This is a genomic window from Leptospira borgpetersenii serovar Javanica (genome assembly GCF_003046425.1).
In the GTDB taxonomy this organism is placed as follows: Bacteria; Spirochaetota; Leptospiria; order Leptospirales; family Leptospiraceae; genus Leptospira; species Leptospira borgpetersenii.
Window position 1 is genome coordinate 35,836 of record NZ_QAJG01000007.1, and the last position, 21,665, is coordinate 57,500.

General features: G+C 40.6%; 23 protein-coding genes (1 of these 23 running past the window's edge). 5 read left to right on the plus strand and 18 right to left on the minus strand.

Annotation, left to right across the window (positions count from 1 at the left end; all coding sequences use genetic code 11):
- Positions 1 to 12 precede the first annotated feature (12 nt).
- Together CLV95_RS07120 and CLV95_RS07125 are read left to right on the plus strand one after the other, a co-directional pair.
- A complete protein-coding gene (locus tag CLV95_RS07120) occupies positions 13 to 441 on the plus strand; it encodes an ATP-binding protein (protein WP_002722786.1) in 429 nt (142 codons plus the stop codon).
- Positions 438 to 848 carry an LA_2478/LA_2722/LA_4182 family protein gene (locus CLV95_RS07125; protein WP_002735890.1) on the plus strand — a complete coding sequence of 137 codons (411 nt, stop codon included), beginning with the start codon at positions 438 to 440 and terminating at the stop codon, positions 846 to 848. Before CLV95_RS07120 ends, CLV95_RS07125 begins: the two co-directional genes overlap by 4 nt.
- A gap of 62 nt (positions 849 to 910) precedes the next feature.
- Here CLV95_RS07125 and CLV95_RS07130 read toward each other — a convergent pair whose 3' ends face one another.
- The 11 genes from CLV95_RS07130 to CLV95_RS19760 form a co-directional block, all read right to left on the minus strand.
- Positions 911 to 2,605 (minus strand): DUF342 domain-containing protein, encoded by a 1,695-nt coding sequence (locus tag CLV95_RS07130; RefSeq protein ID WP_002735818.1) that lies wholly within the window; start codon positions 2,603 to 2,605, stop codon positions 911 to 913.
- Positions 2,606 to 2,688: 83 nt separating this feature from the next.
- Positions 2,689 to 3,435: a sulfite exporter TauE/SafE family protein gene (locus CLV95_RS07140; protein ID WP_002735698.1), complete on the minus strand. Its 747-nt coding sequence runs from the start codon at positions 3,433 to 3,435 to the stop codon at positions 2,689 to 2,691.
- Entirely contained in the window at positions 3,425 to 3,598 is a 174-nt protein-coding gene (ccoS, locus tag CLV95_RS07145; protein WP_002722753.1) for a cbb3-type cytochrome oxidase assembly protein CcoS, read from the minus strand. Before ccoS ends, CLV95_RS07140 begins: the two co-directional genes overlap by 11 nt.
- Positions 3,595 to 6,036 carry a heavy metal translocating P-type ATPase gene (locus CLV95_RS07150; RefSeq protein WP_002722829.1) on the minus strand — a complete coding sequence of 814 codons (2,442 nt, stop codon included), beginning with the start codon at positions 6,034 to 6,036 and terminating at the stop codon, positions 3,595 to 3,597. The genes ccoS and CLV95_RS07150 overlap by 4 nt, the downstream gene beginning before the upstream one ends.
- An 8-nt stretch (positions 6,037 to 6,044) precedes the next feature.
- Entirely contained in the window at positions 6,045 to 6,533 is a 489-nt protein-coding gene (locus CLV95_RS07155; RefSeq protein ID WP_002735813.1) for a FixH family protein, read from the minus strand.
- Positions 6,534 to 6,544: 11 nt separating this feature from the next.
- The gene (ccoG, locus tag CLV95_RS07160; protein WP_002722751.1) at positions 6,545 to 7,885 is read right to left on the minus strand and encodes a cytochrome c oxidase accessory protein CcoG; all 1,341 of its coding nucleotides are present in this window, start codon (positions 7,883 to 7,885) and stop codon (positions 6,545 to 6,547) included.
- Positions 7,886 to 7,892: 7 nt separating this feature from the next.
- Positions 7,893 to 8,426 carry a cbb3-type cytochrome c oxidase N-terminal domain-containing protein gene (locus tag CLV95_RS07165; RefSeq protein ID WP_002722850.1) on the minus strand — a complete coding sequence of 178 codons (534 nt, stop codon included), beginning with the start codon at positions 8,424 to 8,426 and terminating at the stop codon, positions 7,893 to 7,895.
- Positions 8,427 to 8,429: 3 nt separating this feature from the next.
- Positions 8,430 to 8,576 (minus strand): hypothetical protein, encoded by a 147-nt coding sequence (locus CLV95_RS07170; RefSeq protein WP_002722804.1) that lies wholly within the window; start codon positions 8,574 to 8,576, stop codon positions 8,430 to 8,432.
- Positions 8,577 to 8,586: 10 nt separating this feature from the next.
- Positions 8,587 to 9,276, minus strand: a complete 690-nt coding sequence (locus CLV95_RS07175; RefSeq protein WP_002722838.1) for a cbb3-type cytochrome c oxidase subunit II — start codon at positions 9,274 to 9,276, stop codon at positions 8,587 to 8,589.
- On the minus strand, positions 9,273 to 10,703 hold the full coding sequence (gene ccoN / locus CLV95_RS07180; protein ID WP_002722763.1) for a cytochrome-c oxidase, cbb3-type subunit I: 1,431 nt from the start codon (positions 10,701 to 10,703) through the stop codon (positions 9,273 to 9,275). Before ccoN ends, CLV95_RS07175 begins: the two co-directional genes overlap by 4 nt.
- Before the next feature lie 441 nt (positions 10,704 to 11,144).
- The gene (locus CLV95_RS19760; protein WP_002722845.1) at positions 11,145 to 11,327 is read right to left on the minus strand and encodes a hypothetical protein; all 183 of its coding nucleotides are present in this window, start codon (positions 11,325 to 11,327) and stop codon (positions 11,145 to 11,147) included.
- A gap of 557 nt (positions 11,328 to 11,884) precedes the next feature.
- Here CLV95_RS19760 and CLV95_RS07200 point away from each other — a divergent pair.
- Both CLV95_RS07200 and CLV95_RS07205 read left to right on the plus strand, forming a co-directional pair.
- Positions 11,885 to 12,490 (plus strand): LIC_11485 family protein, encoded by a 606-nt coding sequence (locus CLV95_RS07200; RefSeq protein ID WP_002735771.1) that lies wholly within the window; start codon positions 11,885 to 11,887, stop codon positions 12,488 to 12,490.
- Positions 12,487 to 13,509 (plus strand): tetratricopeptide repeat protein, encoded by a 1,023-nt coding sequence (locus tag CLV95_RS07205; RefSeq protein WP_002722795.1) that lies wholly within the window; start codon positions 12,487 to 12,489, stop codon positions 13,507 to 13,509. The genes CLV95_RS07200 and CLV95_RS07205 overlap by 4 nt, the downstream gene beginning before the upstream one ends.
- 492 nt (positions 13,510 to 14,001) lie before the next feature.
- Here CLV95_RS07205 and CLV95_RS07210 read toward each other — a convergent pair whose 3' ends face one another.
- Complete coding sequence (locus CLV95_RS07210) at positions 14,002 to 14,466, minus strand: chemotaxis protein CheX (protein WP_002722841.1); 465 nt, start codon at positions 14,464 to 14,466, stop codon at positions 14,002 to 14,004.
- Entirely contained in the window at positions 14,466 to 15,701 is a 1,236-nt protein-coding gene (locus tag CLV95_RS07215; protein ID WP_002722769.1) for a hypothetical protein, read from the minus strand. Before CLV95_RS07215 ends, CLV95_RS07210 begins: the two co-directional genes overlap by 1 nt.
- 102 nt (positions 15,702 to 15,803) lie before the next feature.
- Here CLV95_RS07215 and CLV95_RS07220 point away from each other — a divergent pair, with 102 nt between their 5' ends.
- Positions 15,804 to 16,601: an LIC_11490 family protein gene (locus tag CLV95_RS07220; protein ID WP_002722802.1), complete on the plus strand. Its 798-nt coding sequence runs from the start codon at positions 15,804 to 15,806 to the stop codon at positions 16,599 to 16,601.
- A 33-nt stretch (positions 16,602 to 16,634) separates the two neighbouring features.
- Here CLV95_RS07220 and lmtA read toward each other — a convergent pair whose 3' ends face one another.
- From lmtA to CLV95_RS07245, 5 genes are all read right to left on the minus strand, one after another.
- Positions 16,635 to 17,387, minus strand: a complete 753-nt coding sequence (lmtA, locus tag CLV95_RS07225; protein WP_002722746.1) for a lipid A Kdo2 1-phosphate O-methyltransferase — start codon at positions 17,385 to 17,387, stop codon at positions 16,635 to 16,637.
- 207 nt (positions 17,388 to 17,594) lie between these two features.
- Positions 17,595 to 18,605, minus strand: coding sequence for a DUF4340 domain-containing protein (locus CLV95_RS07230; RefSeq protein WP_002735825.1), 1,011 nt, complete (start codon positions 18,603 to 18,605; stop codon positions 17,595 to 17,597).
- Positions 18,602 to 20,299, minus strand: a complete 1,698-nt coding sequence (locus CLV95_RS07235) for a GldG family protein (protein WP_016749571.1) — start codon at positions 20,297 to 20,299, stop codon at positions 18,602 to 18,604. The genes CLV95_RS07230 and CLV95_RS07235 overlap by 4 nt, the downstream gene beginning before the upstream one ends.
- Positions 20,296 to 21,051 (minus strand): ABC transporter permease, encoded by a 756-nt coding sequence (locus CLV95_RS07240; protein ID WP_002722778.1) that lies wholly within the window; start codon positions 21,049 to 21,051, stop codon positions 20,296 to 20,298. Before CLV95_RS07240 ends, CLV95_RS07235 begins: the two co-directional genes overlap by 4 nt.
- 1 nt (position 21,052) lies before the next feature.
- Positions 21,053 to 21,665 carry the 3' portion of an ABC transporter ATP-binding protein gene (locus CLV95_RS07245; RefSeq protein ID WP_002735846.1) on the minus strand. The gene runs 305 nt beyond the window's last position, so only the last 613 of its 918 coding nucleotides appear in the window; its start codon lies beyond the right edge, outside the window; the stop codon is at positions 21,053 to 21,055.

Below are 21,665 nucleotides of genomic sequence, written 5' to 3' on the forward strand. Positions count from 1 at the left end.
ATTAAGGTCGAAATGGATTCCGGGAAAAAGAAAAATCTAGAAAATCTGTTTCGATTGCAGATTCCTTCGCACCCTCGTTATCTCTCCATCATTCGAAATCTAATCTATAACCTGGCGTTCGAGAATGGATTCACCACGAGTGATTCTGCCGATCTCAAGCTTGCAGTTGGAGAATGTCTTCTCAATGTAATCAAACATTCTTACAGTGGCAGAAAAAATTTGCCGATTTTCATAGAAATCAGCCTCTTTGACGATCGTATGGAAATTCGAATTCGCGATTTTGGAAGCCAGAAAAATCTTTCCGAAATTAGAGGGTATGAGCCGAATGATTATCGGGAGGAAGGAATCGGTCTTTATCTCGTGAAAAAACTCACGGATCATTTTTATCTGGATCAATCCCTGCCGGAGGGAAACAGACTGATTCTTACAAAATTGAAATGAACGTTTTTTTGCAAATGATCTTACGGTTTTTTATTTTTGTTTCGATCTCACTTTTCATTTTTACTTGTAGAAAGGGTCCTTCCATTTCCAGAGAAGACGTTCAAAAACTCAGCAAGGACTATTTTACTCGTCTTTGTACGAAAACGGCCGAATGTGCGAGTCGTTATCTTGAAACCTTACCCGTCTCGGAAAAAACTTCGGAAAACGCCGCGTATTCCGTGGATCAGTGTATGGAAGAACAGAAGGATCAGAACATTCTACCCGACGAATATGAAAAAGTTACGGATACACAGATTGCCAAAGTAAAAGTCTGTATGGAAGACCTTCTCAAAGTTCCTTGTGAGGAAATGGAGGGTGGGGGAATCCCTTCCTGTCAGGAATTGTTTCAATCATCCAAAGATGAATAACGTTTTCATGAATGTTTATAATTTAACGTGAGTTCGGCATAAGAAATGAGAAAAGCCTGCTTTTAGTTTTCTTCTTGTAAAATCCCGAGACGTTTGGGTCTGACTTTTGTGATCTGGGTGTTTCCGTCGTTTCCTAAAAACACAAAGGAAGGTCCAGGAATTTCTTTGAGACGAACTTTAAAATTTTTACCTTTACCAGGATAGATGTCTACTCCGGGAAAAATTTCCTGTTCTACTTCTACATAAGAGTCCTTATCCGGTTCGAAACCCATAATCATGGACTGTTCTTGTCCGAGAAGATTGTTTAAAATTCCTGAATATTTTTGTTTGATCGCCGAAAGTTTCGGAAGGCTTTCCTTTTCTTCGGTAGTCAGTTGTCTTCTCTGGGAATCTTCATTTAATTTCACGAGGCTCTGTTCTATTTTCTTTAAAATCTCCTGGTTTTTCCGAACTTCGTTGCGAAGTTTTTCTAGATCTTCTAGAAGCTCAGGACGTACTCCTACGGAAACGGACGTTTTTGTCTCCGCGATGGCGCCTAGTTTTGTACAAATAACCGATTTACCCGCTACACAACTTCCACCGATCAATTCTCCTCTGCCTCCCCGAATGAGGACGGATTCTCCCGCTACAAGTTCGGAGTGCATAGAAGCTTCTTCTATAAAAATCGTGTTTTTTGCGATCAGTTTCCCTTGCTCTACAAAACGAGTATAGATGTCGGATCCTGATTCGATGAGGCCGCCGTTTCTTCCCATAAATCCACCGGATAAAACGACATCTCCTCCGGCTTTGAGAAAAACTTTTCCGACGGATTTTTTGACGATGATGGAACCCTCCGTCTCCAAAGTAAAACCGTCCGCGATCGAACCTTCCACGATGATGGTTCCGGGAAAACTAACGTTTCCCGTGGAAAAATCCACATTCTCCAAATGGCAAACTTCGTCGACTCGTATGATTCCTTGACGATCCAAGATCGGCCTTCCGTCGATCAGAGAGATGGCGGAAGTTCCTTCCGAAGAGAGTCTAACGTTTGCGCCGAGTTTCCATTCCGCTTCCTTCCCCGGATCATAGGGAAGAATTTCTCCGAATACGTTTTTTCCTTCTTTCCCCGGTAGAGGAGAAATTTTTTCCGCAAGTTTTTGATCCTTAGAAACACTTTGTATAATTTGAATATTCTTAAAATCTACTCTACCATACTCATCCTCTTCTAGATTCGGAACCGCCGGGTGAATGAATAAAATCCGTATGTCTCCGTTTTTTCCGGGAACCGGAGATACACCTTCTGCAATAAGAATTTTTTTTCCATACTCCGGCTCTTCGGAAAGTGTATCGATAATTTCTTTTCGAATTCCGAATTGGATTCCTCTCTGTCGAATCGATTCCTGAATTTGTTCGGAGTTTAAGATTCTACCGCCGTATTTAGGAGGATAAAAAATGAGATAGGCTTTCATACGATCGTCGGAGATGTCAATTTCGATCCGAGAGCTTTCCGGTTTACCTGGCCATTTCCCGATAAGATGAGAAAGGCCGTCCGATTTCAAAGCAAGATTTTGGATGATTGCGGGAGAAATTTCCGTGATCCGAAAAAGTTCGATTCTTCTTAAAATTTCTTTGGAGTCTACCGGCTTTCCTTTTTTACCGGCGGGAAAAACGGAAAGATACGCGAGTCCGTCTTCATTTTCTATTTTGAAGAATCCGTTTTCGTTTTCTTCCAGATCCTTTAAAAGGGAATCCGTGAAATTCTTGAGAGAATCGCTCATCCGGGGTTTCAGTTTAGAAGTCATCGTCCCTTTTTACAATCGAAATCTCTCGAGAAAACTTGAATGTTTGGAAAGAATTTTTGTCAATGATGGTGAGAATGTTCTTCGTTTCGAGAGGGGAATTGTTCAATTTTATTTGAGTCTTTGTGTTCCATATGTGTATGATTCATTCGAAAGAAAATCATAGAAATTCCGATGAAGACCACCGCAACCCCGGCGAATTTGATTGTATTTGTAGGAAGTTTTAAGACGAGTTTTCGGAACCCGATTCCAAAAAGAAAAAGAGCCGGAAAGGTTCCTAAAAAAAACGCAGACATTATGATCGAGCCGTATCCTATATTTCCGGTTGCAAACGCCAGACTGAAAGCAGGATACAAAGCCGAGCAGGGAAGGAGCCCCGTTACCATTCCGAACGCCAAAGGGACACCGGAAAGATTTTTACCTTGTTTGAGTGAAATGAGGAGAGGGGTGGCAAATTTGTTGAGAACTTTTTGATAAATTCCCGAACGTTCGGGACCGGCATTTTGTAAGAGTCTGAGCCCGAAGGCAATGACGAAAATTCCGGAGATCACCGCTGCAAATTCTCGAAGAGAAACCATATTTCCTGCGAGATTGAGTCCGGAGCCCACAAAGCCCAATATAGCGCCTAACGTGGAATAAGATAAGAATCTTCCCAAGTTGTAAAAAAGATTCGTTTTGAATCTCGCTTCTTTTTGGTAGAGGTTTAGAGTTCCAGCGAAAGGCCCGCACATTCCGAGACAGTGTAGGGAACTTGTGATTCCGTGGAGGAATGCCACGGAAATCGTGGTTAGAAAAAGTTCAGTCTGCATGAAATTTTTCCTGTTTCGGCGGCTCTTCGTCGTCGAAGAGCATTCTATATTTCGGCCCTTCGATGTCTTCGTACTGACCTGATTTTAACGACCAGAGGAATACAATTAATGCTCCCAGTGCTATCAGCATCGCGATAGGGATCGTGAGGTACAATGCGTTCATGGTTCGGTTCTCCATTGTAAAGAGATGGAATTGAGGACTACGGAAAGGGAACTGAGAGTCATAAATCCCGCACAGATGACTGGAAGCATAAAACCGAATGCGGCCAAAGGAATCATGATCGAGTTGTAGATTAAGGATATTAGAATGTTCTGAAATATGATATTTCTCGTTCTCCGGGATATGGAAATGGCGCGCACCAGAGAATCCAATCGGTTGGAAAGTAATACGAGATCTGATTTGTCTATAGACAAATCGGAGGCGATTCCCATCGAAATTCCCAAGTTCGCCGCAGCTAAACAAGCGGAATCATTAATTCCGTCTCCTACCATGACGACCGTTTCTCCATTATTTTGCGCTTGTTTTATGACTTTTAGCTTTTCTTCTGGTTTCAATTCGTAGAATGAATTTTTCAGATCCAAAAAAGAAGCAAGTGATTGGACATTGGATTTGGAATCTCCGGAAAGGATTCCTAAAAAACTGATCTTGGGTTTTAATTTTTGAATCGTATCTTTTGCTTCGGGGCGAATGGTATCTTCCAAACAAAAACTTGCGATGAGTTTCTCGTTTACTCCGATATAAATTTTTCCGTCCTGTGAATCTTGGCCGTTAGAGACGAATTTTCTATTTCCGATTCTATACGTTTGATCTCCGTTTAACGAAACTGCTTCGATTCCGTTTCCGGGAACTTCTTGGATTTTTTTCCAAAAAATTGGAACCGGAGGTTTATTCTTTTGTTGAAGTTTTTTCTCGATTTCTTTCATCAAACTGATTGCAAGAGGGTGTGTGGAATTGGATTCCATCGAAAGTAAAATCGAATAAATTCGGAAAGAATCGTCCGGCTTTAAAAACCATTCTTCTCGAATGGATAATTTTCCGAAAGTTAAGGTCCCTGTTTTATCAAAATAGATTCGATCGGCGTGACTTAAAATTTCCATGGAGTCCGGATTTTTAACTAGAATTCCGTTTGCCCCGTAGAGTAGATTACCTGCTACATGCGCGGTGGGAACGGCGAGTCCGAGTGCGCATGGACAGGCCACGATTAATACGCTGATCGTGTTGAGAACAGCGGATTCTCCATTACTATAATAAAAAAAGAATATACTAAAAGTTGCAATTGCGAGTAGAAGGACGATTAAGGTGAAGTGGGTGGAGAGCTTATCGGTGATTCTTTGAATTTTCGGCTTTGATTGAAGGGCGGCTTCGACCAACGACGAAATTTTGGAAAGTGTACTTTCCCTTACCGTCGTGGTCGCGGTGACAAAAACGTTCGTGTTGAGACAAAGAGAGCCGGATAGAATCGAATCTCCTTTTTTACGGGAAACAGGTTTGGATTCTCCCGTGAGAAAAGATTCGTCGAAATGGGCGTTTTCCGTTTCCAAAATTCCATCCACTGGAACTCGATTCCCGTTTTTGAGTAAAATTTTATCTCCTTTCTGAATTTTGCTAGGGGATACGGAGATTTGTCTGAGACCTTGAATGATTGTGTATTCTTCCGGGAGTGCGGATAGAAGTTCTCCGATTTTTCTTCCCGCTTTCAAACGGATCGTGGATTCTAGAAATTTTCCGATCAATACAAAAAAATAGATCGTGCATACGGAATCGAAGTAAACTTCCCCTTTGTCGCTTAACGTCACGTAAACGCTATAAAAGTAAGCCAGTGAGACTCCTAAAAACAGCAACATGTCCATGGATAACATTTTTCTTTTGATCGATTCCATACTTCCCTTATAAAAAGGATAACCCGAATATATATAAACGGGAGTTGTAAAGACCCAGGATACGAAATGGAATAAACGTTTGAACTCGACTTCGATTCCAGAAAAATATCCAGTGTAAAGTCCTACGCTGAACAACATAATATTTCCCCAGGAAAATCCGGCGACCGCCATTCTGAGAAAAAGATCTTTAGAAAAAAGACCGACTTTTGTTTCCGTCTTGAGAGGGGAATATAAGGCAGGTTCGTAACCGATCTTTCGAATCAAGGAAAAAATTTTATTTAGATCGATTCTATTTCGATCATAAATCAATTTCATTCTGCCGGTTGCAAAATTGATTCTTGTTTCTAAAACTCCTGTTTGTTCCGAAACAACTCGTTCGTTCAACCAAACACAGGCAGAGCAATGAATTTTTCCGATCGTAATTAGAGTTTCGCAGATTCCATTTCCCTTTTGTATTACGTATTCTTGATATGTGGAATCTGTTTCCAAATTTTCCGGATTCGGTCGTACATAAGACGCTGGTTCTAAGATTTCCGATCCTCGAAGATCGTAAAAGCGAGTGAGTCCGTTTTCCATCAGTAGGATTGCAAGAGATTTGCATCCGAAACAGCAGAACAATTCCGTTTTCCCTTTTAATTCTGCGTATATTTTTTCTTTTTCGGATCGAATCTGAGTATTGCAGTGGTAACAACGGTTTTCGATTTCTGTGATGGATTCCATGTTGTTGTTTATTGAATATTCAGATTTTCTGTTTTTCTTATGCGTCTTCCAGATATCTCTCCTTTGACGCTTAAAACCCACGCTCCGATTTCCGGAAATTCCAAGACACCGAGGTAATTCCCTTTGGTTTTAGGGTCTTCTTCTAGAAGGAAGGAGCGATTCCACAGATCGGTTGCGGATCTTTCGATTTCGACTCGAATCTTGGCTCCGCTGACTGGGATTCCGGATTTTAAAAATCGAATTACGATCGGATTCTTTCCGAGTTTTAGATTCTGGGACAATAAAACACTTTCGAAGGAATATCCTTCTTCGAGCATTTTCCTCTGCTCTAAGATAGATTTTTCGTAATTCAATCCTATTTCGTAATATTCTCTTTCGATCGGCCCTGTATAGTTCTCGTTTGCATATCGAATCGTAACTGCGGTTGCGGAGATCAATGCAATGAATGCGATCCAGATCCAAGTGAATGCGAGTTTCATACTTTTATGAAGGGCCATGAGTTTTTCCTTTAGTTTTGAATCGAAATGGGAATCCGAAACGGAATCGTTTTTTTCAGCTGATAGTTTTTGTTTTTTGAATCGGTAATTTTTAAAGTAATCTGATGGGAGGTTTGAGATTGGGAACGGTTCGAGGATTTTAAGGTCGTTTCCAAGATGATTCTAAAGTCTTGTACGCTGTTGGCTTGGATTTCAACGGAAGGAGTTTGGGTTCCTCCCAAAAGAATTCGAATTGGAGAAGGAAGAGTACTTTCCTCCACGGAAACGTTTAGAAGTCTATTTTCAAACGTCATATTCGAAAGTTGAGCATTGTAAAAGTTTCTTACGATTTCTCCCGGAATTTCCATCGGTTGGACGATTCTATCGGGAAGAATATTCGCGTAGAGTGGGATTCTGTTGTAGAGTAGAATGACGGAAGTTATTAAAACACAAAGAAGTAAGATTCCGTAAATAAAACTCCTGGGTCGTATCCAACGGATCTTATTTTTCGGATCATTGGCCTGATTTTCGGACATATACCCGATTAAGGTTTTCTTGCCTTCTTTACCCATGGTTTTTGTGCATGCGTCCACGCATTTGCCACAGGAGATGCAACCTATGTTTACTCCTTCTCGGATATCAATTCCGGTGGGACAGACTACCAAACAAAGATTACATGCCGTACAATCTCCAATTTGAATTTTTGCCTTTCGCCTCGGTTCCCCTCTTTTGAAGTCGTAGGTGACATTGATGGAATCCGCGTCCATCATCACGGTCTGAAATCTCGCATAAGGACAGGCATATTTGCAAAATTGTTCTCTTACGAACGCCATATCAAGATATAAAGTCGCGGTAAAAAACAATGTAAAATAAATCCAAGTGGGAGGATTGGTCAAAAAGGAGGAGGAGAGAATGTCGCTTATCATTTCATACGGATCCGCAAAATAAGAGACCCAAGCAAGAGCTCCTAGTAAGCTGAGAAAAATCCACAGTTTATGAACAAGAATCTTTCCGAAGAGAGGAGCGTCTTTTTTTCCATACTTGGAACCGAGAATTGTTCTTCCGATGAAATCGAAAAGATCCGTAAACACGGTTTGAGGACAGGCCCAACCGCACCAGACTCTTCCGATCAATGCCGTAAAGAAAAAAAGGGATAAACCCATTCCGATAAGAAAAAGATGAAGATAAAAACCTTCTTGAGGTGTGAAAATGTTTCCGAGTAGATAAAATTTTCTTCCGGGAATGTCAAGTCGGATCAAAGGATGTTCTTCCCAACGTAACCAAGGAAGAAAAAGATAAAAGGGGACTAATATCGCTTCCACAAGATATCTTGCGGAACGAATTTTACCGGAAATATGTCTGGAGATAACCACAAAAAACTTAACGGACCGCTTTGAGACTTGCGTTTTGAGACGCAATCCAAGCCATCACTTGATACACTTTTTCGGAACCGAGAGAGTTTTCGTGTGGGGGCATAGGACCTCTTCCCAGTTTTATTTTATCGTTAGCGATTCCCTTCATGATGTTATCATAAACTTGGGAATCGGTCGATCCGTGGATCCATTCTCGGTCCATCAAACTCGGTCCTACAAGACCTTGTCCCGTAAGTCCGTGGCAAGCGGCGCAAGTCGTTTGAAAAATTTTTTCACCTTCCACGATTGCATTCTCGTTTCCTCGAAACGGATTACTTCCGTCGTTCGAAATAACGGCTATCTCCTTCGGAAATTTCTTCTCGTGTTCTTTCATTTCCAATTCGTAAGCCACGTCCTGCTTCCAATTGGAAAATTGGTGAAAGTAGATCGCGTACAAGATGGAAAAAAGGATTGTAAGCAAAAAGATCCATTGCCACCAAGTTGGTAGTGGATTGTCTTCTTGTCTGATTCCGTCGAAATCCTGATTTGAATTTTGAGCCATCGATCAATCCTCCTCGAGCATTCGAAATTTAGGTTCTTCCATTTGTGTCTTACGTTTATGGTTGTAAACATAAGAAGTGATCAAAATAATCGCCGTCACAAGGATCGGAAGTCTGAGAAACTTATAGATTTGAATCAGTTCTAATTCCATAATCTTGGCCTCACTGAATGGATTTGGAAAGAATCGCCGTGTCTTTTCCGAGTTTGAGAAGATACGCAATCAAAGCATCTCCTTCTGTTTTCCCTTCCAATTCTTTTACGGCAGAAAGATAATCCGCTTCCGAATAAGGGACTCCCACTTTGGAAAGGCCTTTCATACGATTAACAACTTCTTCCACGTCGAGCGTAGAGTCAGCATCGAATAACCACGGATAGGCGGGCATCATCGATCCGGGGGAAGTATCTCTTGGGTTGATCAAATGAGTCTTATGCCAAGTGTAGGAAGGTTGGATTTGGGATTCATGGGCAAGATCCGGTCCGGTTCTTTTAGAGCCCCAGAGAAACGGATGATCGTAAATGAATTCTCCCGCTTTGGAATATCCGTCTCTTCCATACGACTTAGAAGGATCGAAACGATCCACTTCCCATTTGAAGGGACGGATCATCTGGGTATGGCAGTTATTACAACCTTCTTTTTGATAGATGTCTCTTCCAGCGAGTTCCAGAGCTGAAAACGGGATGACTCCTTGGATCGGAACTGCGGTTTTTGAAATAAAGAAAGGAGGAATGAGTTCGAATATACCTCCGATCAATACGGCGATTGTCGTATAAATGGTGAATTTAACTCCTTGTTTTTCCCATTTTTCCGTAAACCCTGAAAACCAAGTCAAAAGAACGTCGAAAAGTTTCATGCGTTTTCTCCTTTCACTCTCAAATCGACTTCTTGAAAACCGGAACCGGAGCTTTGAATTGTTTTGATCACATTATAGAGCATGACGAAGACGCCGCTCAGATAAATAGCGCCGGCAACCCCTCTCGCAAGACGAAAGGGTTTTAATACCTCGGTGATTTGAACCCAAGCCGGATACTGTAGAAATCCTTTGGAATCAATCGCTCTCCACATAGAACCTTCTGTGATACCGGAAACCCACATTGAAACGATATAGAGAAGAATTCCTAAAGTCGCAAACCAGAAATGCACGTTCGCGAGTTTTTCCGAATAAAGATTAGTATTCCACATTCTAGGAACGAGATAATAAATCGCGGCGAAAGACATCATTCCCACCCAGCCCAAGGTTCCGGAATGAACGTGACCTATGATCCAATCGGTGTTGTGACCGAGGGCGCTGATCGAACGAATGGAAAGGAGAGGGCCTTCGAAGGTAGACATACCGTAGAATGTGATCCCTACGAGCATCATCTTTAGAATAGCGTCGGTTTTGATCTTTTCCTTCGCTTGAGTTAACGTTAGGAATCCATTGAGCATTCCTCCCCAAGAAGGCATCCAGAGCATGATGGAAAAAGCCATCCCGGTGGTTTGAAGCCATTCGGGAAGAGGGGTGTTCAGCAAGTGATGAGGACCGGCCCAGATATAAATGAAAATCAAAGACCAGAAATGAATGATGGACAATCTATGACTATAGATAGGTTGTTTGATGTGTTTCGGAAAATAGTAATACATCAAACCTAAGAACGGGGTTGTTAAGACGAATGCTACCGCGTTGTGACCGTACCACCACTGAATATTTGCGTCGTAGACTCCGGAAAAAATCGAGTAGGACTTGGAAAGACTAACAGGAATCGAAAGATTATTGACTACAAAAAGAATCGGGATGGTGACGAAAGAAGCAATGTAGAACCAGATCGCCGCGTAGAGTTGTTTTTCCTCTCTTGTAAAAATAGTCGCTAGGAAATTCACGAGAAATATCACGAACCAAATCACGATCAAAAGATCCAAAGGCCATTCTAGTTCGGCGTATTCCTTGGATTGGTTGAGTCCTAGAGGAAGAGTGATCGCGGCAAGAACGATCGTTAGATTATATAATACGAAGTGAATTTTTGCTAAAGAATCGTTCCAAATTCTTACCCGACACAGTCTTTGAATCAGATGGTAGGCTGTGGCAAATATGACACTCAGTGCGAAACCAAAAATCGCTGCGTTGGTATGTAAGGGTCTGATTCTACCGAAGGTGAAATATCGAGTGAAGTTCAATTCGGGATAGACCATTTGAAAGGCAGCAATAACTCCCACCAACATGGAAGCGACTCCCCAGACTAAAGCCGAGACAATGAACCCTTTTACGATGGAATCGTTGTATTTGGTGTTCGTTTGACCCATGAAATTGTATCTCCTGATTCGAATCTTTTGTTCATTTCGTTTACAATGGAAAAAAGTCAATAAAATATATCCTATTCAGTAAATTTGAATATTATTTTTTTGGCTACAATGGGCCCGATTTGTATTTTTATTGAAGCCGATTTGAGAATAAAAGAGTTTTCGGGTTTTACGAACTTGATAAATATCAAGTTTTTCTGGTGCGTTTGGAGTTTGGGGGAAAAGGGAGTATGAGCGCGTAGCTCGAATTTATATAAAAGTTCTGAGACTCTATCTCAGAATGAGAATCAGCAATATATGATTTCCAACTCAAGAAGGTCCTTGAGGGTTTCGATTCCCATCATAGGTGAGGTGGTCAGGAGAGATCTATTTCCGGTTTGTCGCCCGAACATTCAAAAGGAAATGAAAAGTTTTTCTATTTTATTGTAGACTTATTTTGTAGCATCAGTCTTCGAGTTGTTCCATTCGATCACCATTGGTTTCAGAATCTCTGTTTAAAGATTCGGATTTTCCTTGAGCAATTTTTCTAGAATGTTTTTTGGAATGTAACAGGCTTCCACATGATCCAAGGCTTCCGCATTTTGAATAAAAATATCTTCTACTAAAAGATCTCGAAAGCCAACCCATTCTTCGAAATGGTAAACGTTTTGTACTTTTCTTAAGTAGAATTCCGAAATACTCTAATTTGCTAAAATAACATGAATTCGGCGGTTGAAAATGAGAAGGAATTTTCTAAAAGTGAGAGTTCCTACAATTTTATAATAGATTTACAAAATTTAAATTCCAACTTTTTCAGAAAATGAATCATGGATTTCTTACACCGAACCCACGTTAAAATAAACCCATCCACTTTTGTTCCAGTCTGGGTGAAGAGTGTCGTTTTTTATGGGAAGGTCTAAATTATTTCGTAAAGCTGATTTTATCGAATGAATCCATCGATATATTTCAGCTGGTGTTTATGGCGATTAAAGCAAAAATAACAACCCGGGACCGGGCTGTTATGACTCATTCCCCAATTTGGAGGGATAACAAATACGTTTTATTTTTCGAAATATAGGGAAATAAAAATAAGGTTTAAAAAAACCGGTCGAGAACTTTCTATTTGTCGGTAAAATTGGGGAAACGACCGAAATTAAAGGTACACATTAGGGAAATTTTTCCAAATATACCAGGAAAATAAAACGATGGATCTCAATCTAAAAGACAAACTTCAATCAGGATTTTCTTCGATCGACGGTTTATCTCGAAATCTACCGCCTCAAGTTCAGAAGACTTTTTTATATACCGGAATTTCTTTGGCCGTGTTAGGGGTTTCTTTGGCAGTTCTTGTAGGAATTCAAAAAGGTAAAGAAGGAGCGGCTTTTGACGATCAGGCGAAAGAATTGGATCGTAAAGCATTGTTCTTGGAAGATATCGAAAGAAATTACAATCGCAAACGAAAATCGATTCGTTATAGCGACCCGAATCTTTCTTTAACGGGAGAATCTTCCCAACTCGAAATCGATCGATACGAAAGAGAAAAACCTAAGGACGGACTTTTGCAAGAATCGAATATTCCTGAAGGAAAGGATCCCTTAAGGGATGGAAGGGGGGAAGGAGTCGGAACCCCGAAACTACCGACCGAGTCGGATGTATTGCCGACGGAAGATCGGAGCAAAACACCGGAAGCAAATCGTAATCTGGATGATCCGGGAATCATTTCTCCGGAACGAGATTCCCACAATCAAGAACGTCCAACTTTGATGAAACCGCCTAAAAATAATTCCAAGGGAACTTTGGAGCCTCGATGAAATTTTCGACTGCTCCGATCATATTGATCTTTTCATTCATGGTCGTCACGAGTTCTTCATTCGCAGATATGCCTCTTCCGTTTCCGGAAGAGTTGGGGTTTTCTGAAACGGAAATGAATGCTACCGGTACTTCGGAAAAGAATATACCCGGAGTTACGAAGTCGAATGAAACAAAGGAAGTATCTGAATTTGTGTCGAAAGACACGGAATCGGAAAAAGTTTCAACTGAAGATTCTTTTAAACCTTTGCAGATGGAAGAATTAAAGACGACTAACGCTCCTTCTTTAGACTCTACTTCTTTGCAAAAACCATCCGATCGATCCAAAGAGGAGGTCGCAAAATTACTGGAAAAGACGATACTTCCGAATTCCGAAAAAACAAGTTTAAAAAAGAAAAAGGACAAGAAGAAGGAAGATCCGTCCGAGAGCGGATATAAAAAAGGTCTTTTACGACTGAGAGAAAACCAGAGAAACAAAGCAAAAAGCGAGTTTGATCAATCTTCCCTACAAGGAAAATCGGCGAACTCTTCCAGACTAGAAAATGCAAGATTGACCGCTGAAAGTTCAAACGAAGTAAATGCGATCACGGAACAGATCGATTCCGAAGACGAAAAATGGAAAGCAGTGTTCGAGGTTGCTCGCGCTTTAAGAGGAAACGGAAAAATAGCTGAAGCGGAAACTCAATATCTGAAAATTATCACGGAGGCTCCTGAAAACTTCCAATCGATTTCTCTGCTTTCTTTGGGAGAGATGCTTTCGTTCACGGATCGAAAAGATTCCGCAAGAAGATATCTCTTGCAACTCGTAAAACTTCTACAGCAAAAACCGGAACTTGATCCTAAAAAGGATCAGTTGGAAAAAGCGGTAACTTTGATCGCGAGAATTTATGGAGATCAGGGAAGATACGAGGAAGCGGAAAATTGGGCGAAAACATATTTAAATCGATTGAATCCAGATGCTTCTGAAGATTCTTCTTTTGTAAAGGAACTCAAGAGAATTTTAAAACGAAGATATTATTAAAAAACTATATTAAAATCTGTGAAATTAATTTTTTACGCTGCATTTGTTCGTATTTAACGTGAGTTCGATATAACAAAATGCGAAAGCAATTGTAGTGGAAATTCCGAAGGAATTGAAGCGAAAAGCGCGGTCGCGAGCTATTTTATCTATGAAATTCGCGAGCTGCGACGACGACTCATAGGGAGTCGTTGCATTGAGTTTCTTATTCGCCCAAACTTTCTTACGCCGAACTCACGTTATTTAGAAAAAGGACAAGATAACTTTACAGTGCGTTCCAAAATCACCTAACAAAGAACCCGATTTGAATACCGTTTTGAACTGGGTTGCCAAATTAAGCGGACTCTTGGCTCGTAAATTCGACGGATCTACTTGTTATGTTTAAATTACTTACGAAAACCTGACTTGTAGGTAAGGTCAAGCTCCAAGAACCTGGTCTGTGACTTTGGGACAGTTTTTAGTTGTTCATCGACTAAAACATTCCCCTGTATCGTCTTAAGTCAGGGAAACGTTTACATCCAGTTTTCCAAACTTAGAAAACAGACTGATTCCTAAGGCGGGTTTTCTAGGAATCTTTAATGTTTCGCTTTTGGAATCGACTATATTCGGTGCGGTGATTTCGATCGATTGACCAGAACTCGCGAATATATTCATTGCGTTTCCTGTGGTCATATTCGCGATTTCTCCCAGAATATCCTTGTATTCGTTTTTAATATCTTGTAGGTTCATTCCGGGCATTAGAACACCGGCGATTTTATACGCGGCGTCGTAATTAAGGCCATAGATTACTTCACCGTTAAACGTTCCGATCACACCGATCACAATAGAAAGTTCCAGGTTGGTTTCTGGGTTGTCTTTGATTCCGATCTTTCCCCGGATCAAATCCGTTTTCAATACGTCTCTAAAAACGATCGTAGCGGCTTCGAGAAAGGGATTTACCAATTCAGCCCGGATTTGCATTATTCTTCTGCCTTTTGACCGATCCTTCGTTCAATCGGGTATTTTTCCTGAAGTGCCTGACTGATTTCCATAACGAACCCGTTCAGCAGGTTCAGGTTGTCTCTCAAATCCGGTCCCTGGGAAATATTGATTTTAGACGAATCGATTTCCAAGGAAGCGAATTCTACAAAAACATTTTTTTCGGATTCTCTGTAAGGACCTCCGACTTTTTTAGATCCAAAAGCCACGGTTGTCAAATCTTTAAGAAACTGAGTATTGTTTCCAAGGCGAATGTTCTGGTTTCCGGATTTCAATTCCCAGAGATTCAAAAGAGATTGGTCCTTAAAATCTTGAACATTGACACCTAACAAAGAGGCGATTTTTTGGAGTCCGTCCGTCTCTTCTTGAAGGGTTTTCAATTTTCCTTTCCATTCTTCTTGGGATTTGGAACGGGCCTCCAGAAGTAGTTTGCTTTTTAGGAAATTTTTTCTTTCTTCAAAAGAAAGTTCTTTGCCGTCTGGATTTTTCGGCAGTTTTCCTTCTTTTTTTTCGTTTTCGTATTTTACACGTAAAACTTCTTCGGAAACGGGGATTTCTTTTTCCGCCAGTTTATTCAGCTGTTCGTCGGTATAAGAGACAATTCGAAGTCGAAACCGGGCGGAAGAAGATTCTTTTTGAACCGCAAGTTCTCCATCGGTTTTTTTGAGATCGGAATTTAAAAGAGAATCATAGAGACTGCTTGCATTTTTACGATCAACTCGATATTGCATGGGAGCTGAGTTCAGGATCTGTTTATAGATGACTTCGGGTTTACGAACGTCTTCTTCGGAATATCCGGCTCCAGTAACGGATTCCCTATAAATTCTCCTTGCCTCTTCAGAAAGTTCCTCACGGATTCCGGTTTCGGATACGGAAAATCCGGTTGCGTTTGCGATTTGTTTCGTGACTACCAAACTGCGTATGGTTTGAAATGCACAGGATTGAAGTGTGGAAGGATCCTCCGCAAGAGAAGGGGCAATATTTCTATATTGAAAGAAACAATCTCTTTGGGCGGCCTGGAAATAGTCCATTGGGATGGAATCGCTCCCGATTTTTCCGGCGTTGAGATTCGAACGACCGGAAATCACGTCGAAAAAGCTCTTTTCGGCGTCTCCCGGAAGAAAAGTGATGATCAAACCACTCACGAGGATAAAAAGAAAGAAGGCGACAATCGCGCGAATGATCTTGTCTTTGAGAGAAACGTTTTCTAATTCCATGATTATATCAATAAACTAAAAGGGTTTGTAAGGGAATATTTCTGTAAAGGAGAAAAGTAAGAAAAACGCTTCAGAAACCTGCTCTGTCGACAGATACATAGAATGATGCTCTTTATTGCAATCGCACTCATCCTTGTAGGGCTACTTTGTTTTATTTATGTTTCTCTCAACCCGAATTCGGGGAGAGAACGGTCTAAGCTTATTCGAAAGGGAAATTCCGAAAATGAGCATCTATCAAGGTATGAATTTGATCCTCGCAAAGGTGCGGAGGTTCTTGCAGCGACCAAACGCTCTCCGAGTTTGGGACAGATCGAAAAACAAAAGCATCTAGAAGATTTGTTCGTGGAGGGAAGAAAAATCCCGAAACAGGACAAAGTTTTGCAACCAACGATATCTTCTTCGGCCGAATTTTTTGATGAGAGCGTTTCTTCGATTAAAGAGGAGGAGTTCTCCCGAGCGGAAGAAGTTCCTTCTCGTTCCGGCGTCGAGGTTTTGGAAGAGTCTCCTAAATTCTCTTTTGTAAACGAAGAAAAGCCGAAAGAGGAAGAAGTCAAAGAAATACGTTTTGAAATCGACGGGATTTTATATTTGGATCAGAATCGAGAACTTCTGTATGAAAGACTCGCCGACAAAAAGAAAGAATTAATCCCGGACAAGTTGAAAAGTTTGAAACGAATCGGTTCGGGCAAATTGAGCGAGAGTAAGGATTTTCTTTCTTTTGAAGCATTAAACAGTAGTTATAAATATTTCTTTTCTGAAATCGAAAAAATTCTGTTCTTCGATGAAGGAATTGTTTTGATTTCTTCCAAGCAGAATTATCCGATTCCGGTCTTTTTTACAAAAGAGACAAATCGGTTGAAATCGTATCTAGAAAGTTCCTCTCAAACGTTTTCAAATTGAAGTTTTTGTAGGAAAAGGGGAGTCTGTTATAGTTTAGCGACCCTCTACATGCAAAAGTTTTGTCGTTTTAACGACAATTCTTGTAAGAACGTAAAAAACGAGCCCGCCGCCGAACAGGACGATTTGAGGAATACGAATTGCTTCTATAAGATTGCTGACCGGTTCGTTAAAATAAACCGCGACTAAATCGAAAACGCTGAAGATGACAAGAATTCCGAAGAGGCTCGGATATTCTCTTTTGATTACATTGCGAACGGAAAAAGGAAGAGCCGGTTTTTTATAACCGCCGAACTTCGGAATAAATGCGGGAACGTTGTTTGCCCAGGAAAGATAAGCCTCTCCGAATTTTTTGCGCAGGAATTGTTCTTCCGCAAACATGATTCTTTCGTAATATACCCAGAAAAAAAGGATAAAAACCGCTGCTATCAAAAAGTTTTTTAAAAATAGAACCGCTCCGAGATACATCAGAAAATTTCCCACGTACAAAGGGTGACGAATGAGGGAATATATTCCTTCCTGGTTGACCAAATCTGCCACTTGTTCTTTCGTATTTCTTCCTGAGGTTCTTGCGGGTGCGTAGCCGATCACAAAACTGCGTACGAAAAGTCCTAAAATACTAATCACGAAACAAAAGGACTGGTAATACAGATGATAGTTGTAGGAATCTCCGGGGAACCGATAAAAGGGCAAAAGTCCAAGACAGAGAATCAAGATGATTCCGGGAATATAGGATCTCCAGCGAAATAAAAAATTCCCCTGAGATTCAAATTCTTCGATCAAAGCCATGCTTTCGTCCTAAATTTTAGATTTCTTGTGAAAGGAAATTGAAGGTATTTACATTGTCAATACAGAATCGGTTCGGAATTCGGATCCTAAAACCGAAATGGATTTCAAAGAATCCATAAGATCGTTTAACGATGTTTTAAAGTAAGTGCTTGAAATACGATCAAAAAAACGTTTGGAAAAACCCCGGATCAATGTGTCCTTGGGGAGTTAAAACGGATCGGAGGTTTCGTAGAAGAATTCTTTCCAATTCGGAACTTCTCGAAATCCTCTTAAAAAGTTGGGGTCGATTACATACAGAATCGAATCAGAATCCGATTTAAATATCGGTTCTCCATCGGAAGTGTTTCCAATCCATTCTAAGTTCAAAGAAGAACGCCCATCCGAATGAAGGTGGACTTCGATCCGAAAACGATCTTCGGAATTCAAAGGGAAAATATTTTCTCCGAACGGTTTTTTTAAAATTCTTTCTGCCTTGAGTGTTAGGATTTTTTGGACGATTCGAGAACAATCCTCGCCCGGACAGAGGTAGAAATTCGAAGAAGTTGGTTTCCAATTTCCCGGTTCCGCTTGTCCGATTTTAAACGTGGCATTTTTGTCTTCAGAAAAATAAATTAGAATAGTATGAATTTCTTGCATACGAACATTCTCCGGAATTAAAAGTTTCGAGAGAAAAAAGTTTTCATTCCCGCGGCCTGCCAGGGAATTTAAATTCTCTTCCACAAACCAGATTTCTCCGGTGTTTGGTTCTCGGATAAAGGTTCCGCTTTCCGATTTTCCGGAAGCTCCTATGTCCAGTTTTTCGATTTCTCCGGATTCGGTTTGGATTTCTAATTTTAATTCCTCACCGTTTAAACCGAATTCTTTCGAATCGGAACTGGAAGAGATTTTCGTAAACTTTCGGATATTTAAAATGGCATTTAGGAAGGAAGTGACTTTTTTGAAATCAGGCCTGCCTTCAACTTCTCCGACGAGGACGGACCAAGTTCTATTTTTTTGCTCTAAGATTGTCTCATGTCCTTTTCTTCCAATTTGAATCCTTTCGATTTCATTCGCTTTAAAAGGAAAAAAAGGATCATACGTTCTTTGAAAGGATCCGAAAGGATCGGAGATTAAAAAGTAAATAGTACCTAAAATTAGATTGATTAGAACCAAAGCAAGGGCAGTTTCTTTTCGAAAAAAATGATCGAAAGTTGTAAGAATTTTTATACAGGGCTTCATGGTGCCGGGTTTTTACCTCGTAGGGAATTTCTATGCCGCATCCTAAGATATGTGTAAAGACTTAAAAGAGACGGTATTCCTAAAACATTCAAAAAACTGAATGTTTTTTTTTCGGCATCGGAAAATGGATTGAGTCTTAAAAAGGCGGATTTTTTTCCTCGAATCTGGATGAGATCTGTATCTCCACCGGATATATCCAAAGCATTTAATAAAAACGGAATGTTCGATTCTTGGTAGATTTTTCTCGTTTCCGGATAGGCCAAAAGATCCGACACGAGGTAGGGGGAGCCGATAACAAGGATTCGAGAACTTTTTCCTTCGGGAGTTTGTTTTAAAAAAGAATTTGATTTTTTGAATATTGTGGGGACGGATGCAAATGCGGATTGAAAAGAGCCTTCTAGTACGGCCCCCAAAATGATTTTTTTATTCCCGCTTCGAATCGGGGTAGCAAAGATTTGTTTTTCACCGAGGGCCACTATGGAAGAACGGACTTCCGCTTCTTCGGAAGACGATAGGATCGGTTCCATTCTCACGTTCGGTTGTCGATCCGGAAAAAGAGTCAGACTTGAAATCCAGGGAAGAAGCAGATTTTTCAAAGGTTTTGTAAAAGGGCTAACTTCGTTTAACATTTCCTGAGAGTGTCCCGCGAGAATCCAAGGCGGATAAGCATTCCTTCCGATCACTCCGGGTTCCACTTCCATCAAAGGGCCGATGGGAAGAGAACGATTCGGATCCAAGACAAGGTCGGTGTTCACTCGAAAACCGTAGGATTCAAAAATACGATTTTGTTCCTCTATTCGAGGAGTTGGTTTTGCAATTCCTGCGCCGATCGAATTTGTTCCGATTCCCTTTTTTCGGTTGGGAGGTTCCAAACGAAAGTCCATGGATTTAAAAAGAAGAATGAGGTTTCCACCTCTCATTAGGAACTGATCGAGTTTATAAAAAGCTATTTCGGATAATGTTCCACCACCAATCCAAAGGAGAGTATGTAAGGAATCTTGAATGTCTTCTTCAAGGTGGACTTCCGGAAGGGCTCCGTATTCTTCCTTTAGAATCTGGTTTATAAAAATTCCGATCGTATCTTTTCCGATTTCAGGGCCCGTCGTGGATAAGGTTCCCGGAATAGAAAGAATTCCGATTCCAGAGTCTGTGGGGCCACGGATCATTTTTCTAAGAGTCGTTAAGATTTGATATTCGATTTCTTCCGCATAAAAGGCGACTGGAATCGTTTCTTTCCTGGTTCCTAATGTTAAAGTTAGACCGAAATAGGCTTGTTTGATTTGGGAGGAACCTAATTCCGTCTTTTCCAATATCTGCGGTTGGATCCCCGCTTCGATTGCTTTTTTTTGCTCTTCGACGGAAAAGTCAGGATCATGAAAGCGTAATACGACATTCGATCCACCCAAGGAAGCAATTTCGCTTAACAATTCTTTGGTTAGATCCAGACGTGTCTTATATTCTCCCGGAGTTTTCGAGGAATAATACGCATCGATATAGATAGGAGAATGTAGGTTTTGAAAAATCTTTCGTGTGCTTTCTGATACTTCGAACCGCCCGGATTCCGAAAGATCTTTTCTACATACAAATTGAGAAAGGATTCCGTTTGAGAATAGAAAAAGAAGAAATACCTGGGAAAATAAAAACCAAGGATTGGAATTGAATCGCGAAAAAAAAACTCTAAGGCTCAAGATCATCGTTTCGATCTTAGAATAAGAATATTTGCATATAGTGATAAAAGAATAAAACTCAAGTAAAAAAAGATTTCCCTTCCGTCCAGGATTCCTAGACGAAACGATTCAAAATGTTTGGAAAGGGAAAAAAAAGAGATTTTGGTTCCCGAACTTGTTCCTAAAAATTGAAGAAAAGGTTTATACCCTAAAAGAAAAAAGAAAAGGCAAAGAATGAGTCCGAGCAGATAAGAACTGATCTGATCTTTTGTTAGAGTGGAAATAAAACTTCCGAGCGCTAAGTCGGCTCCGCCTAAAAGAAAAATCCCCAGATAACCCGCCGTAATAGTTCCCAGATCCAAATCTCCGAGGTAAAGAATCGTTCCCGGAATCGGAAGTGTAAATGAAAGAACAAATCCTAAAAAACTCCAAGCCGCAAAAAATTTTCCAAACACCAATTCCGAATCTCTCAAAGGAAGAGAGAAAAGGATTTCCAACGTTCCAGAACGTTCTTCCTCGGACCAAAGGCGCATGGAGAGGGCGGGGATAAAAATTACGTATAGAATCGGAACCCAAAGAAAATATGTTTCCATGCTGGCGGATTTAAAGTCCCAAAAAGAACCGTCTCCCAACCCGAAAAAAAATAGAAATGAAGTTAAAAATAAAAAGAAAGAGGCAAAAATTGTTCCGACGGGTGAATTGAAGTAAATGGAAAATTCTTTCCAAAACACGGTTATAGTATTATGAAGAAATGTTTTACAATATTCGGAAAGTTTCATCTTATTTGGTTAGGGTCAGAGATTGGAAAACGGATTCTAAGGAGTTTTTTTCCGGAGTTAAGGAGCGAACTTGAAACCTCGCTTTTTTCAAGAGCTGAAAGATTTTTTCCGAGGACGTATTGTGGGAGCGGATTCTAAATTCTAGAAAAGAACCTTCCGACTTTCCGGTCGTTTCAATTTCGTAGTCTGTGTCCGAAAAAAAAACTTTGAGTGTATCTAAATCGGTTTCTGCCAATACCAAACTGCCTTCTCCCCGAGAGATGGAAGCTAAAGAAGAATCTGCGATCAATTTTCCTTCCGATAATACAAGAATATGATCACAGAGATCCTCCACTTCCTGTAAAATGTGAGATGATAGAAGGATCGTTTTATTCTTTCCTAGTGTACGGATGAGTTGTTTCAATTCCGCGATTTGAATTGGGTCTAAGCCGGAACTCGGTTCGTCTAAAATGATATATTCTGGATCTTGAATGAGAGCTCCGGCCAAGGCTACTCTTTGTCGAAACCCTTTGGAAAGAAGGCCGATTGGACTTGCCGTTTTCAATTTCAATAAAGAGGAAACGAAATCGATTCTTTCGCTTAGATTTTTGATGGAAATTCCTTTTGCCTTTCCT

Bases quoted from the DNA above. Each gene is read 5' to 3' on its own strand.
- CLV95_RS07165 (WP_002722850.1), bottom strand. From the start codon at position 8,426: ATGGCTCAAAATTCAAATCAGGATTTCGACGGAATCAGACAAGAAGAC.
- ccoS (WP_002722753.1), bottom strand. From the start codon at position 3,598: ATGAACGCATTGTACCTCACGATCCCTATCGCGATGCTGATAGCACTG.
- CLV95_RS07130 (WP_002735818.1), bottom strand. From the start codon at position 2,605: ATGAGCGATTCTCTCAAGAATTTCACGGATTCCCTTTTAAAGGATCTG.
- CLV95_RS07240 (WP_002722778.1), bottom strand. From the start codon at position 21,051: ATGAAACTTTCCGAATATTGTAAAACATTTCTTCATAATACTATAACC.
- CLV95_RS07140 (WP_002735698.1), bottom strand. From the start codon at position 3,435: ATGCAGACTGAACTTTTTCTAACCACGATTTCCGTGGCATTCCTCCAC.
- CLV95_RS07175 (WP_002722838.1), bottom strand. From the start codon at position 9,276: ATGAAACTTTTCGACGTTCTTTTGACTTGGTTTTCAGGGTTTACGGAA.
- lmtA (WP_002722746.1), bottom strand. From the start codon at position 17,387: ATGGCTTTGATCGAAGAATTTGAATCTCAGGGGAATTTTTTATTTCGC.
- CLV95_RS07215 (WP_002722769.1), bottom strand. From the start codon at position 15,701: ATGGAATTAGAAAACGTTTCTCTCAAAGACAAGATCATTCGCGCGATT.
- CLV95_RS07220 (WP_002722802.1), top strand. From the start codon at position 15,804: ATGATGCTCTTTATTGCAATCGCACTCATCCTTGTAGGGCTACTTTGT.
- CLV95_RS07125 (WP_002735890.1), top strand. From the start codon at position 438: ATGAACGTTTTTTTGCAAATGATCTTACGGTTTTTTATTTTTGTTTCG.
- CLV95_RS07200 (WP_002735771.1), top strand. From the start codon at position 11,885: ATGGATCTCAATCTAAAAGACAAACTTCAATCAGGATTTTCTTCGATC.
- ccoN (WP_002722763.1), bottom strand. From the start codon at position 10,703: ATGGGTCAAACGAACACCAAATACAACGATTCCATCGTAAAAGGGTTC.
- CLV95_RS07230 (WP_002735825.1), bottom strand. From the start codon at position 18,605: ATGAAGCCCTGTATAAAAATTCTTACAACTTTCGATCATTTTTTTCGA.
- CLV95_RS07150 (WP_002722829.1), bottom strand. From the start codon at position 6,036: ATGGAATCCATCACAGAAATCGAAAACCGTTGTTACCACTGCAATACT.
- CLV95_RS07210 (WP_002722841.1), bottom strand. From the start codon at position 14,466: ATGCAAATCCGGGCTGAATTGGTAAATCCCTTTCTCGAAGCCGCTACG.
- CLV95_RS19760 (WP_002722845.1), bottom strand. From the start codon at position 11,327: ATGGGTTGGCTTTCGAGATCTTTTAGTAGAAGATATTTTTATTCAAAA.
- CLV95_RS07155 (WP_002735813.1), bottom strand. From the start codon at position 6,533: ATGGCCCTTCATAAAAGTATGAAACTCGCATTCACTTGGATCTGGATC.
- CLV95_RS07120 (WP_002722786.1), top strand. From the start codon at position 13: ATGGATTCCGGGAAAAAGAAAAATCTAGAAAATCTGTTTCGATTGCAG.
- CLV95_RS07235 (WP_016749571.1), bottom strand. From the start codon at position 20,299: ATGATCTTGAGCCTTAGAGTTTTTTTTTCGCGATTCAATTCCAATCCT.
- CLV95_RS07170 (WP_002722804.1), bottom strand. From the start codon at position 8,576: ATGGAATTAGAACTGATTCAAATCTATAAGTTTCTCAGACTTCCGATC.
- CLV95_RS07205 (WP_002722795.1), top strand. From the start codon at position 12,487: ATGAAATTTTCGACTGCTCCGATCATATTGATCTTTTCATTCATGGTC.